Origin of the sequence: Hymenobacter citatus (assembly GCF_014333615.1) — a bacterium.
In the GTDB taxonomy this organism is placed as follows: Bacteria; Bacteroidota; Bacteroidia; order Cytophagales; family Hymenobacteraceae; genus Hymenobacter; species Hymenobacter citatus.
This window is the reverse complement of sequence record NZ_JACSCY010000013.1, coordinates 21,892-34,466: the sequence shown is the minus strand read 5'-3', so window position 1 is coordinate 34,466 and position 12,575 is coordinate 21,892. Positions and strand designations below refer to the sequence as shown.

At 59.1% G+C, this 12,575-nt stretch carries 11 protein-coding genes; 3 read left to right on the top strand and 8 right to left on the bottom strand.

Going from position 1 to position 12,575, the window contains the following annotated elements; translation table 11 throughout:
- Positions 1-105: 105 nt before the first annotated feature.
- The 6 genes from ybeY to H8B15_RS15195 all read right to left on the bottom strand — a co-directional run bounded on the left by ybeY (position 106) and on the right by H8B15_RS15195 (position 8,628).
- Positions 106-582, bottom strand: a complete 477-nt coding sequence (ybeY, locus tag H8B15_RS15220; RefSeq protein ID WP_187320535.1) for an rRNA maturation RNase YbeY — start codon at positions 580-582, stop codon at positions 106-108.
- 8 nt (positions 583-590) lie between these two features.
- Positions 591-1,037 (bottom strand): ATP-binding protein, encoded by a 447-nt coding sequence (locus H8B15_RS15215; RefSeq protein ID WP_185281839.1) that lies wholly within the window; start codon positions 1,035-1,037, stop codon positions 591-593.
- Positions 1,038-1,080: 43 nt separating this feature from the next.
- The gene (locus tag H8B15_RS15210; protein WP_187320534.1) at positions 1,081-4,488 is read right to left on the bottom strand and encodes a DUF4175 family protein; all 3,408 of its coding nucleotides are present in this window, start codon (positions 4,486-4,488) and stop codon (positions 1,081-1,083) included.
- A 256-nt stretch (positions 4,489-4,744) separates the two neighbouring features.
- Positions 4,745-5,509, bottom strand: a complete 765-nt coding sequence (locus H8B15_RS15205) for an exodeoxyribonuclease III (protein WP_187320533.1) — start codon at positions 5,507-5,509, stop codon at positions 4,745-4,747.
- Positions 5,510-5,580: 71 nt separating this feature from the next.
- Positions 5,581-7,527, bottom strand: coding sequence for a vWA domain-containing protein (locus H8B15_RS15200; RefSeq protein WP_187320532.1), 1,947 nt, complete (start codon positions 7,525-7,527; stop codon positions 5,581-5,583).
- A gap of 147 nt (positions 7,528-7,674) precedes the next feature.
- Complete coding sequence (locus tag H8B15_RS15195; RefSeq protein WP_187320531.1) at positions 7,675-8,628, bottom strand: bifunctional helix-turn-helix transcriptional regulator/GNAT family N-acetyltransferase; 954 nt, start codon at positions 8,626-8,628, stop codon at positions 7,675-7,677.
- Positions 8,629-8,795: 167 nt separating this feature from the next.
- Here H8B15_RS15195 and H8B15_RS15190 point away from each other — a divergent pair, with 167 nt between their 5' ends.
- Together H8B15_RS15190 and H8B15_RS15185 are read left to right on the top strand one after the other, a co-directional pair.
- Entirely contained in the window at positions 8,796-9,440 is a 645-nt protein-coding gene (locus H8B15_RS15190; RefSeq protein ID WP_187320530.1) for an RNA polymerase sigma factor, read from the top strand.
- Positions 9,427-10,803 (top strand): TonB family protein, encoded by a 1,377-nt coding sequence (locus H8B15_RS15185; RefSeq protein WP_187320529.1) that lies wholly within the window; start codon positions 9,427-9,429, stop codon positions 10,801-10,803. The genes H8B15_RS15190 and H8B15_RS15185 overlap by 14 nt, the downstream gene beginning before the upstream one ends.
- 114 nt (positions 10,804-10,917) lie before the next feature.
- Here the strand turns inward: H8B15_RS15185 and H8B15_RS15180 are convergent, their stop codons facing one another.
- Positions 10,918-11,271 carry a hypothetical protein gene (locus H8B15_RS15180; protein WP_187320528.1) on the bottom strand — a complete coding sequence of 118 codons (354 nt, stop codon included), beginning with the start codon at positions 11,269-11,271 and terminating at the stop codon, positions 10,918-10,920.
- Positions 11,271-11,633, bottom strand: coding sequence for a carboxymuconolactone decarboxylase family protein (locus H8B15_RS15175; protein ID WP_187320527.1), 363 nt, complete (start codon positions 11,631-11,633; stop codon positions 11,271-11,273). The genes H8B15_RS15180 and H8B15_RS15175 overlap by 1 nt, the downstream gene beginning before the upstream one ends.
- 223 nt (positions 11,634-11,856) lie before the next feature.
- Here H8B15_RS15175 and H8B15_RS15170 point away from each other — a divergent pair, with 223 nt between their 5' ends.
- The gene (locus H8B15_RS15170; protein ID WP_187320526.1) at positions 11,857-12,558 is read left to right on the top strand and encodes a ComF family protein; all 702 of its coding nucleotides are present in this window, start codon (positions 11,857-11,859) and stop codon (positions 12,556-12,558) included.
- Positions 12,559-12,575 lie beyond the last annotated feature (17 nt).

The window sequence follows — 12,575 nt, the reverse complement described above, 5'->3', positions numbered from 1 at the left end:
CGCAACATGCTCGGAATGACAACGGGTAGTCAACAATACAGAAAACGCCCGCATTTCGGCGGGCGTTCCTGCAAAATCAATCCGTATGAAATAACAGCAAACTTCTTAGAACGTGCGCAGCAACAGGCAGTCGTCTTCCTTTTTGCGCATGGCTGTCTGGCTCAGCAAGTCCTTATCGGCGTAGCCCAATAGGTGTAGCACGCCGTGGATCATCACGCGGTGCAACTCATCGCGGAACGTGACGCCCAACTGCTGCGCGTTTTCGCGGATGCGCTCTACGGAGATAAAGATGTCACCCTCAATCACGTCCGAGGTATCTGAGTTATCGAAGGTGATGACGTCGGTGTAGGTGTCGTGGTCGAGGTATTCCACGTTCACTTGGTGCAAGTACTCGTCGGAGCAGAAGATATAGGTCAGCTGAACGATTTCATGCTCGTGTACGGCCGCAATCCGTTCGATCCAGGAAGTGAGTTCGGCGGCGTCGGCCAACTCGAAATCCACTTCCTCTACGATAAACTCGATGCCGGGCGTTTCGTGGCGCGGCTCGTCATGTAAAAATTCGTCGTGTTCAGCTGTGTTCATACCCAAGCTTAGGCCGTGACGTGGTCGGATGGTGAGTCGGAAGTGGCAGGTGCGGGCGCGAGCAGGAACGTGAGCTGCACGTTGCGACCCTCCTGGGTGAACTCCACCTCATCGGCGAGGTGGCGAATGAGGAAGATACCGCGGCCCCCGGGGTTTTCCAGGTTTTCGGGCGCAGTAGGATCCAGCAGATTGTCGTAGTCGAAGCCTTCGCCTTCGTCCTGTACTTCAAACTTCAGGCGGTCCTGATCTACATACAGCGACAGAAATACGTTCTTGTCCTTGTCGAACTTATTGCCGTGCCGAATGGCGTTGTTCACCGCTTCGGTGACGGCCACCATAATGTTGCCGTAGATGTCGTCTTCAATATGGAAGGTATCCTTCGAATTGTCGATGAAACTTTCCACTACTCGGATGTTCTCGACCAGCGAAGGAATTTGAATTTTAACCTGCTTCATAAGGGGTTGGTAAGAGGGGGCAGCGCGGTAAAAATAAGGAGAGCTATTTCATTTTCTGAAAATATTCACTGACCTCACGCTGATAATAGGGCGTGAGGGCGGGCGGAACGGTACGAAGCAGCTCCGTTTGCCGGGTTTTCTGCTGCTTGTATTTTTCGAAAGCAGGCGGAAATACCGGCGGCCGGTTCTGCGCCGTCTGCGCTTCGCGACGTTCTTCCTGGTCGCGCTCCTGGGCCGATTTCTCGGCTTCCAGCAAACGCGTCAGGATTTGTTGCTGGCGCATGATGGTTTGCTCCGTCAGCCGCTTGTTTACGAGGTCGGTTTCGGTTTGTTCCATCATTTTTTTCAGCTCGCCGGTGCCACCGCCGCCGTCCTGGCCTTTGCCTTCTTTGCCGCCAGGCTTACCACCGGGCTTCATCTGGTCCATTTTCTGCAACGCGTCGCGCAGCATCTGCTGCTGCCCGGCTAGTTTGGCCAGCTCCTCCGACAAGGCCCTACCCGATTTACCGCTCTGCTGGAGCTGCTGAATCTGCTGGTTGAGCTGCTGCTGCATGCGGCCCAATTGGCCCTCGCCGGCGCTGCTACCTTTCTTCTTTTTGCGGCCCGGTTTGCCGCCGCCCTGCTGCTGTTGCTGCTGACTCTGACGCTGCTGCTCCTGCATCTGTTTCAGGGCGTCATTCAGCATCAGGGCCAGGTTGTTCATGCTGGTCATGGCCTGCTGCTGGCTGGCGGTAGCGCGGCGCACGTCGCGCTGCTGGATGTGGCTCATCGACTCGTCCATACGGCCGTTCATCTCCCCTACCTCCCGCGTGACAAAGCTCTGGAGCTGAAAAACTTTTTTAGCCAGCGCATACAGCGAGTCCTGCACCACGCGGGCGTCGTCGCGGAGCTTGCGCTGCTGCTGGCCTAGCTGCACGAAGCGCGGGTCCTGCTGGTCTACCTGCCGGAACTGCTTCATCACGCCTTCCTCATCGAAGCTCAGCTTGAGCAGGTTTTCCAGGATGTCGCGCAGGCCATCGATGTTCTGCTGCTGCTGGTCCTGCTCCTCCTGGTCCATCTGCTGCTGCATTTCCTGGGCCATTTGCTGCATTTTCTGAGCGGCTTGCTTCTGGGCCTGGCTGGCCTTTTGGTTCTGATTTTTTTGAAGCTGCTGCTGGCTTTCCTGCATCTGCTGGTCTACCTGCTGCTGCTCCTGCTTCATCTCGTCGGCCTCGTTTTCGCCGCCCAGCTGCTCGTCCATCTTCTTCAGGTCCTGCAAGTCCTGCTTGATTTCCTCAAACTGCTCCTTGGCCTGCTGTTGCTGCTGTTTCAGCTCCTCGTTCTTCTGCTTCTGTTGCTCGTTGCTGAGCTTGTTGTCCTGGTTGTTTTTGTCGTTTTGCTGGGTTTGCTCGGCTAGCTTTTTCTGCTCCTCGGCCAGTTTTTGCAGCTTGTCGAGGGCGGCGTCCTGCTTCTGCTCAAACTGCAACTGCTTGAACATCTCCAACGCCCGCTCTAGCTCTTTTTGCAAGGTTTGTTCTTTGTTTTCGAGCTTTTGCAGGAGTTGCTGCATGTCCAGCTGGTTGTGGTCCTGCTGATTTTCCAGGAGCTTTTGCAGCTCCTCATAGAGCTTCTTGGTTTCAGGGTCAAGGAGGGTTTCCATTAGCTTTTGCAGTTCCTGCGCCTTTTCGGCTAGCTCCTGGCTTTTGGGGTCCAACTCGTTCTGCTGCTGCATCATCTGCTCAAAAGCCTGCTTCATATCAGCCAACTGCTGATCCACCTGCTTTTTCTCTTCCAACATATTCTGCAGCTGCTTGCGGTCCTGGAAGCTCAGCTCGCGTTTGGTCTTCAGCTTGTTGTCGGTCTTAGCCATTTCGCGCTCCAGCTGCTTGCTCTGCTCGCCGGCGCGGCTCAGTTGGTTCTGCACCGCCGCCGACTTCTGCGCCAACTGCTCGCGCTGGGCTGCCCGCGAGGGTAGCCGGTATTCGGCCTGCCGCGTGCGCGCCGACTTGGGGCCGTGCACGCCGTCGTTGTCCCACACCTGCACGAAGTATTCCAGCCGGTCGCCGGGCTTTAGGTTGAGGGCGCGCACGTCCCACTGGTAGGCGTAGGCCTGGGCTGCGCCGCCTTGCAGGGGTAGGGCGCGGGTCTTGTAGGGCGCTCCAGGGTTGCCGCCCGCCACGCGGTAGTGCAGTTGCAGGCGCGAGAGGCCGTAGTCGTCGCGCACGGTACCGCCCAGGGCGAGAAACTGCCGGGCCGTGGTATCGGCAAAGGTTTCCAGGGTGATGTCGGGAGCCTGGTCGGGTAGGGCCGTGAGCTGGTATTGGATCGGGTCGCGGTTGAGGCTGGCGGGGTTGCGCAGGCGCACCAGGTAGGGCTGGCTGCGCATCACCCGCCGCGAGGCCGTAAACTCGTTACCGTCGGCGGCAGCCGTCACGGTTTCGTTGGGGTTTTGGAAAACGAGTTGCAACTCGTCGGTGGCTTCGGTGGCGAAGTTCCACTGCACGGTGCTACCCTCCGGCACGGTCAGGTTGCCAGTGTTGCGAATGGTTTCGGCAGCCTTGCCCAGGTAGGCAGGGTAGGAAACGCGCACCGAGAAGTCGCGCAGGTCGGGGCGCTGGCGCACACGCAAATCGTACTCATCCGACGTAAAACCCGCAGCGGCCAGCTGGAAGGATACGTTCTTTTGCACCTGCTTGAACTCGTAGCGGTAGCGGCCATTGGCCTGCTTGCTCAGGTGCCGCTCGCGGCCATCATACCGCACCGTAATATCGTTGGGTAGGGCGTCACCTTCCACCGCCACTTCTAGAGCAAAGTCTTCGCCCTTAAAGGCTTGCAGGTTCTTGTTCTCCACCACAAACCGAAACGGTGCGGGCGGCGAGTAGGCGCGGTTGTAGTGTAAAATGCGCTCGGTGCCCTGCACAAACAACGCCGGGTACACCAGCAGCAGCAGGGCAATAATACCTGCCGGCACAGCCACGTATTTCCACAACGGCCGCGTCTGGGTTTTCAGGTCGATGCCCTTGGTGAACTCGAAACCAGCGAGCTGGCCGGCGCGCTGCTCCAGGCTGGCGGCAATCAGGGCGTTTTCGCGGGCTTGGCCTTGCAGCTGTAAGGCATTCAGGAGCTTGTCTTGTACTTCCGGAAACAACTCCCCTACCCTGCTGGCGGCTTGCTCATCGGAGAGCAGGCGGCGCAAGTTGGTGAGGGCTGCCAGGGGCTGCCAGATCCATCGCATAAAGGCGTAGACCACCAATCCCAGAAAGCCGAACAGCAGTCCGCCCCGCACCCAAGTAGGTAGGTACAAGAAGTATTCGAGCAGGTTGAAGACCACAAACAAGGTCAGCAACAGGCCCAGGGCTACCAGCCCACCGCGCACCAGCAGGCTCAGGTAAAACTTACGCTTAAAGGCTTCTAGCTGCGCCAGTACCCGCTGCAAAGCCGGTGCCGACGGTATAGTATCTCGGTTTTCCACTAGCGATAGGCTCGGTTCGGTTCAGGCAAGATACGGATTTGCCCGCCGGTATGAGAACGACAACGGAGGGTAGGGAAATTGTTCCGGGTGCTGCGACTAGAAACAATAGGACGTCATGCTGAGCTTGCCGAAGCATCTCGCGTGCTGACGGTAGATAGTATCCAACATCAGCACGCGAGATGCTTCGGCAAGCTCAGCATGACGAACTTTCGTTAGCACGCAGTCCTACCCTCAGCAACGATGGGTACCTGCGTCCCTACAGCACCACGAAGGCCGGGCAGTGGTCGGAGTGCACCACGTCGGGTAGCAGACCGGCTTTCTGAATGCGCGGCTCCAACTGTTTATCGACCAACAGATGGTCCAAGCGCCAGCCTACGTTGCGGGCGCGGGCACCGGCGCGGTAGGTCCACCAGGAGTAGTGGCCAGTGGCGTCGCCGTGGTGGTGGCGGAAGGAGTCGGTGAAGCCATCAGCCAGGAAATCCCGGAACCACTGGCGCTCCTCGGGCGTGAAGCCGGGGCTGTTCTGGTTGGTCTTGGGGTTGTGCAAGTCGATGTCGGTCTGGCAGCAGTTGAAATCGCCGCCGATGATGAGCGGCGGCACACTAGCTGCTTGCAACTCGCGCACGTAGCGCCGAAAAAAGTGCAGCCACTCCACCTTAAACGCCTGTCGCTCTGGTCCGCTGGTGCCCGAGGGCATATAGGTGTTCAGTACCGAAAAATCGTCGAAATCCAACCGTAGCACCCTACCCTCCGAGTCGTAATCGGCGGTGCCGCAGCCAATGGCGACGTTGTTGGGTAGGGTTTTGGTGAAAGTAGCCACGCCGCTGTAGCCTGGCTTTTCGGCCGGGTGCAAATAGGCATGGTAGCCCAGGTCTGCGAAGCCGGCCACGTCCAGGGCGTCCCTACCCGCTTTAATTTCTTGCAGGCATAGCACGTCGGGCTGGGCCTGGGCTACCCAATCGAGCAAGCCCTTGCTCAAAGCTGAGCGCAGGCCGTTGACATTATACGTGATGATGTTCAAAACAAAGAGTTCGGAAAGTCTGACGAAGGTCCGAAGGTAACGACAAACTCGCGCCGGGAGTGCCCCGGTTTCTACCGGGCGCCATAGGTTGCGGGCGCGGGCCGTATACCCTCGGCAGCATGCACCAGCCGGATAAACTCGGCGCGGTAGCCGTCGGCATCCTGGCCGCGGGCGGCTTTGGCTTGGCGAGCCACCTCGGCGTAGGTGGCCGTGCCACGGTAGTCGCTCTGGCGAAGCAGCATGCCAAACTGCGCCACAGCAGCCGCAAAGCGTAGGTTTTCTGAGGCTTGCGTCAGCGGCCGGGCTGCCCCACTCAGGGTGTGCGTGAGCAGACGACTAGTGCTGCCCTGGGGCTCTTTGTAGCGCAGCTTCACGGTGAGTAACTCTGCGGAGGCCGAAGCGGCTGGCACCGTATTCGACTGATATTTCAGGTTGTCGACTACTGGTGGGGCGCCTACGGGCACCACTTCGTAGAGGGCCGTTACGGTGTGGCCGGAACCTAGTTCCCCCGCGTCTTTGCGGTCGTTGTTGAAATCCTCGGCGGCCAGTAGGCGGTTTTCGTAACCCACCAAGCGGTATTGCTGCACGCGGGTAGGATTGAACTCCAGCTGTAGTTTCACGTCTTTGGCGATGGTGAACAGCGTGCTGCCAAACTGTTGCACCAGTACGCGGCGGGCCTCCTGCATATTGTCGAGGTAGGCGTAGTTGCCGTTGCCTTTGTCGGCCAGCAGCTCCATTTTCTTATCCTGTAAGTTGCCCTCGCCCACGCCCAGTACCGTCAGGAACACCCCCGATTCGCGCTCCTCCGTAATGAGCTGCTCCATGTCCCGGTCGCTGCTCTCGCCCACGTTAAAGTCACCGTCGGTAGCCAACACCACGCGGTTGTTGCCTTCCTTGTTGAAATTTTCGCGGGCCACGTGGTAGGCCAGGCGCAAACCGGCGCCACCCGCAGTAGAGCCGCCCGCCGAGAGGTTATCAATGGCGGTCAGAATTTTTTCCCGCTGCTGGCCGGGGGTAGGCGGCAGCACCAGGCCGGCAGCACCGGCGTAGGCCACCAGCGCCACGCGGTCTTGGGGGCGCAGCTCGCGCACCAGCTGCCGCAACCCGGCCTGCACCAACGGCAGCTTGTTGGCCGCGCTCATCGAGCCCGACACATCGACCAGAAATACCAGGTTGGCCGGAGGCAGGTGCTGAGTTTCCACGGTGCGGCCCTGCAAGGCCACCTGTACCAACTGGTGCTGTGGGTTCCAGGGGCACGCGGCCAGCTCCGTAGTTACGGAAAACGGCTCTTGCGCAGTTGGTTGGGGGTAGTCGTAGTGGAAGTAGTTGATCATCTCCTCCACCCGCACGGCGTCGGCGGGCGGTAGCTGGCCGTCGTTGAGGAAGCGCCGCACGTTGGCGTAGCTAGCCGGGTCCACATCAATACTGAAGGTACTGAGCGGGTCGCGCCGGGCATCGTGGTAGCCGTTTTCGTGGATGGTGGCGTAGGATTCGCTGCTTTCTGCGGGGTAGGCCGGCGAGAAGCCGGATGGCATAGCTCCTCGGTTCCCCCGTACACGGGCAGCGCCCCGCACCGCAACACCAGCTACCCGACCGGATACTACCGTCGCTGCGCTACCTGACACCGACTGCTGTTGTAGGCTGCCGTAGCCCGTCACTACTACCTCGTTGAGCTGTTGCCTATCCTCCGCCAATACCACGTTGAGTATTTGTTGGCTACTCAGCTTTGCTTCCTGCGTCACGTAACCAATAGCGCTGAAAACCAAAATCTTACTTGCTTTCGGCACGCTCAGCTGATACGTGCCATTGGCCGCGGTAGAAGCCCCAATCGTAGAGCCCTTCACCAGCACCGTCACGCCGGGTAGGGGCTGGCCGCCGGCATCCGTCACGCGGCCGCGGATGACGAGCGTGTCGGCAACGGTTTTTGCCTGATGTGCTTGTGTAGATGTCGGCGTTTGGGCCGAGGCGGCGGTAGCGGCCGTCAGCAGTACGGTGCCGAGTAGGAATAGCTTGTGCATGGGGTAGGCAGTTAGGTTGAACTTCGTTTTCAGAAGTCTGATGCCTACTTGGGGGCATATTCCACACAGGGCCAGTGAATTTATTTTCAGCGGCTCCTCTGCTTACACATACGATGAGCTTTTGCGCTAGCGCTTCCCAGTGCTGGTTTAGGGTTGCAACAGCAGCTCCATTTGAATATTGCACCGCTCGTAAGGCGAGGGCTGGTCGGCCACGGTTTTCTGAAAGCCCAGCTTATGGTATAGGTTAATGGCAGGTTTCAACTTGGTATTGCTTTCCAGGTATAGGCGTTGGGCGCCCAGGGCGCGAGCCTGCGCAATGGCAGCCTGGCCCAACTGAAAGCCGATGCCCAAACCCTGCGCAGTCGGCGACACGGCCATTTTTGCCAGCTCGTAGGTAGACGCATCCATTTTGAGGAGGGCGCAGGCACCCACTATTTGTCCGTGGTGCTGGGCCAGCAAAATGTAGCCGCCTTTGTCTAGAATATACTCTTCAGGATAATCAAGCGCCTTGAGGTCAGCTTCCTCTACCCGAAAGTAGCGCTCAATCCACTCAATGTTCAGCCGTTTAAAATCGGACTGGTAAGCCGGCTCGTAGGCCAGCAACTGTACTTCGTTCGTCATACGTTGGTTGCGGATGGCTTTTACCCGGCCGGCCAGGCTCTGGCGCGACAAGGCATATTCCGTTTCTTCCAGGGCGAGCCACAAATTGTGTCGGGTTTCGGCCAGTAGCGCCTCAGTGGCTTGCTGCACATCCGCCGTTTGCTGCTGCAAAGCGGGCCACAGGGCGGCTCCCTTTTCCGTGAGCGTCACCACGCTACGACGCTGGTCGGTCTTGCCCCGTTGCACCTTCACTAGCTGATGCTTCGCTAAGTCTTTTACTACCTGGCTAACCGCTGCGTGCGTCTGGCCAATGCGCTCGGCAATGTCGCCCACGTGCCGGCCGGGCTCCGATGCTACCGTGTAGAAAACCGGAAACCACCGGGGCTCAAATGGCACCTGATATAGTGCATATACCTCCGCTGCCTGGCTGGTCATCAAGTCGTTTAGTCGCCGTAGCCTACTGCCTAGGGCAGCTGAACCGATAGCATCAAAGAAATTCATGCTTCAAATATAAAGTATTTATGTAAGCGCTTACATAATTTAATAGGAGCTTTCACTTTTTACTAGATTCTCTGTTTGAAAAGAAAGCAGCGCTTGGTATAGATTGAAGCAAAGTCAGAACACAGCAACGCAGCTACTTTCCGAAAATCTGCTTAACTCGGCAACTGATGTTTTTCCGACGCCGTCCAAAGTCGCCCGCCGAGCTATCCGATGAGGAGCTGCTCCTGCGCTACCGCCAGCAAGGCGACGTGGCCGACCTGGGCACGCTCTACGACCGGCACCTAACGGAGGTATTTGCCATCTGCCGTCGCTACCTCCGCCCCGACGAGGAAGCCCAAGACGCCGTGATGCAGTTGTTTGAGCAGCTGGTAGACAAGCTGCGGCGGCACGAAGTGAGTAACTTTCCGGCGTGGCTGCACGCCACGGTTCGCAACCACTGTCTGCTGGTGCTGCGCGCCCGGCAACGGGCTGGTCCGGCCGCGGGTGGGGCGCTGGTGGTGCACTTTCCCGATGCCGCCGGTATGGAATCGGCCGCGCATCAGCATCTGGTAAGCAATGATGCCGACGACGATGCCCACCTCACCGAAGAGCGCCTGCAAGCCCTGGAACACGCCCTGGCCGAGCTGCCCGACGGCCAACGCCGCTGCCTGGAGCTGTTCTACCTCGAAAAAAAGTGCTACGCCGACGTTGCCCAGCTCACGGGCTTCGACCTCAAACAAGTGAAAAGCTACCTGCAAAACGGCAAGCGCAACCTGAAACGTTACCTGGAGTCCTCTCCTTCTTCCCCTGCTTCACCCGATGGCTTCCGCTGACCTGAACCGTACGCCTGGCGCTGCTGCTAACGCGGCGGGCCACCTGCCGCTGGCGCTGCTGCGGCAGTACGTGGCCGGTACGCTCACGCCCGCCGAGCAGCACCGCGTAGAAGCGCACACGCTGGAGTGTGCGCGCTGTGCCGACATACTGGAAGGTCTCTCCGCCACCAATGCCGCTACCACCGACCGTGCCGTGGCCCAGCTGCGCCAGCGTCTGCACGCCCGCGTGGCCGAAGAAACCACCGATGCTCCTGCCGCCGCGTGGCCCTGGCTGCGCCTCGCAGCTGTGCTGTTGCTGCTGGTAATGAGCACAGTAGCCTACTTCCATTGGCAGCCAAACAATACCGCATCAGCCCCAATGGCCGTGCGGATGGAGCCTACCCCGCCACGGGCTGCGGAAAACGAAGAAGTGTCTTCGGCTGCCTCGGCGCCTGTTGCCCCGCCCGTAGCCGCGGCGGCGCCGGCTGCGGCGCGTGTGCCTGTAGCAGCTGTTGCGCCCCGGCGTCCGCGCCCTGTGGCACGACGGCAGCCTGCCTCAGCAGCGGAAGCAAGTCAGCCAGCGCTGGACCTAGCCGATGTGCAGGGAGCAACCACTACAGTTGAAGGAATTAGCAGCGCTAGCGCTACCCCCGACTCCCTGCCGGCTGTTGCATCTCCTGCCGTGGCAGCTGTGGCAAACGGAAAAGTATTTGCTCGGTCTGGCTTTGCTGCCGCCGATTCTGATGCGCTGCGCGTCCGGCAACTGCGTGATACGCTCGGTGCTGATGGGCGGGTAGTGCGGGGCCGCGTAACGGATCAGCAAAGTGGCCAGCCTCTGCCGGGGGTTACGGTGCTGGTACCGGGCTCCAACTACGGCACCAGCACCGCCGCCGATGGTTCGTTTGCCCTAACTGTGCCGCCCACCACCACTAGGCTTGCCTTTAGCTCTATCGGATTTATTCACCAGGAAAAAAAGATTGCCTCCGATAGCGCCGCCACCCTGGCTCTGGCAATGACGCCCGATACCAAGGCACTAAACGAGGTAGTGGTGGTGCGGCGCGAAAAAGCACCCGCACCGGCATCGGTAGCGCCGCTGCCCACGGGCGGTTACCGCGCCTGGAATCAGTACCTGCGCGATTCGCTGCAATACCCCGACAAAGCCCTAGAAAACCGTAAAGAAGGCACGGTGCGGCTGCGCTTTACCGTGGCGGCCGACGGTAAGGTGGAGGATATTGAAGTAGTGCGGCGAGTATCAGAAGAAATTGACGAGGAGGCTATCCGGCTGCTGAAGGAAGGCCCCGCCTGGCACGCAGGCGTGCAGAACGGCCGCCGCACGGCGCAGAAGGTGCAGATAAGCATCCCATTCCGGCTAGAGGATCATTAAAGAAACAGCCATTGAAACGTTAAGTAGAGCCTCTCGCGTGCTGATGATAAATAGTATCTTATCAGCACGCGAGATTCCTCGATAAGCTCGGAATGATGGTCAATAGTACCTGTTCTACTCGTCTTCCAGCGAGTCGAAATACTCCACGATATGCCATTGCAGCATGCGCTCCTGCTCCTTGAGGTTGGCAAAAGGCACCGGTCGCACCAGGCGATAGTGCGGCCAGCCGTCTTCATCCACGCGGTCCAGCTCGTAGTAGCCCGAGATGCTGAAGACCCGGCAGGTAGCAATGTGCATCAGGTCTTGCTTTTGCTCCTTCGTAAACGGCCCCGCGCCCTGCCCTAGCTCCTGCACACCAATAAGTAGCAGCAGCGCATTCAGGTCGGGCTTCTTGCCGAAGCGCGCCTTCAGCTCGTTGCGCAGCTTCAGCCAGCGGTACTCAAAGTCTTCTTCCGATTCGTGTTCCATTAGGCGTTGGTAGTGCTGGCAGCTTCTTCCTTCAATACTTCCCAGTACTCCACGGCGCGGCGGAAATGCGGAATCACGATGCTACCCCCGATGAGGTTGGCAATGGCGAAGACCTCGTAAATCTCGGTGTCGGTGAGGCCTTCTTCGTGGCATTTGCCCAGGTGGTATTTGATGCAGTCGTCGCAGCGCAACACCATGGAGCAGGCCAGGCCAATCATCTCCTTGGTCTTCACATCCACGGCACCCTCCTGATAGGTATTGGTGTCGAGGTTGAAGAAGCGCTTAATGACCTTATTATCAGCCGCCATGATCTTATCGTTCATCTGCTGGCGGTAGTCGTTGAATTCGGTGACGAGGGACATACGGTGAGGTGGTGAAATTGTGAAATGGTGAGTTTTTTGTTTGCTGTCCACCAACTGTTATTAATCTCACCTGTCATCCTGAGCGCAGCGAAGGACCTTCTCACGGCAGAACGAAATCGTTCGGTAGAAACTCACACGTGATAAGGTCCTTCGCTGTGCTCAGGATGACAGATGAGCGCAGGATGACAAACAAACCCAAAAGTACTTCCAAACTCTCGCACCCATGCTGCTGGCCCCGCTCGCCGATTTCATTTCCCTGCTTTTTCCGCGTGTGTGTCTGGCCTGCGAGGAGCCCCTGGCGCGGGGCGAAAACCACATTTGCACCGGCTGCCGTGCCCAGCTCCCCTACACCGACTACCATCTTCTGCCTCCTTCAGAAAATCCCTTGGCCCGGCGCTTCTGGGGCAAAGTGCCCGTAATACACGCCTTTAGCTACCTGCGGTTCTTGCGGCGCGGCCGGGTGCAGCACCTGTTGCACCAGCTCAAATACCGCGGGCAGCGGCAGGTAGGCGTGGTGCTGGGCGAGTGGTACGGCCACGAGTTGCGTCAGCACGGCCTGCACGAAGCCTTCGACCTGATTGTGCCCGTGCCGTTGCACCCGCGCAAGCTGGCGAAGCGCGGCTATAACCAGTCTGATTGTGTGGCCGAGGGCTTTGCCAATGGCTTGCTGCTCCCGTGGCACGCCCACGCGCTGCGCCGCACCGAGCATACCAGTTCTCAAACCCGCAAAACGCGCCTGGAGCGGTGGCAAAACGTGGCTACTGTATTTGAGGTAGCCACGCCCGAACGGATAGCTGGCCAACGTATTTTGCTGGTAGATGATGTGCTGACGACCGGCGCCACCCTCGAAGCCTGCGCTACCGCGCTGTTAGGCGCCGGCGCCAGCAGCGTGAGCATTGCTACCCTGGCCTGCGCCGATAGGTAGGGCCATGCCAACGGGCG

What these genes read in the sequence shown, in the direction of transcription:
- H8B15_RS15190 (WP_187320530.1), top strand. Translation starts at nt 8,796, where the DNA reads ATGTTTTTCCGACGCCGTCCAAAGTCGCCCGCCGAGCTATCCGATGAG.
- H8B15_RS15180 (WP_187320528.1), bottom strand. Translation starts at nt 11,271, where the DNA reads ATGGAACACGAATCGGAAGAAGACTTTGAGTACCGCTGGCTGAAGCTG.
- H8B15_RS15195 (WP_187320531.1), bottom strand. Translation starts at nt 8,628, where the DNA reads ATGAATTTCTTTGATGCTATCGGTTCAGCTGCCCTAGGCAGTAGGCTA.
- H8B15_RS15170 (WP_187320526.1), top strand. Translation starts at nt 11,857, where the DNA reads ATGCTGCTGGCCCCGCTCGCCGATTTCATTTCCCTGCTTTTTCCGCGT.
- H8B15_RS15200 (WP_187320532.1), bottom strand. Translation starts at nt 7,527, where the DNA reads ATGCACAAGCTATTCCTACTCGGCACCGTACTGCTGACGGCCGCTACC.
- ybeY (WP_187320535.1), bottom strand. Translation starts at nt 582, where the DNA reads ATGAACACAGCTGAACACGACGAATTTTTACATGACGAGCCGCGCCAC.
- H8B15_RS15175 (WP_187320527.1), bottom strand. Translation starts at nt 11,633, where the DNA reads ATGTCCCTCGTCACCGAATTCAACGACTACCGCCAGCAGATGAACGAT.
- H8B15_RS15215 (WP_185281839.1), bottom strand. Translation starts at nt 1,037, where the DNA reads ATGAAGCAGGTTAAAATTCAAATTCCTTCGCTGGTCGAGAACATCCGA.
- H8B15_RS15185 (WP_187320529.1), top strand. Translation starts at nt 9,427, where the DNA reads ATGGCTTCCGCTGACCTGAACCGTACGCCTGGCGCTGCTGCTAACGCG.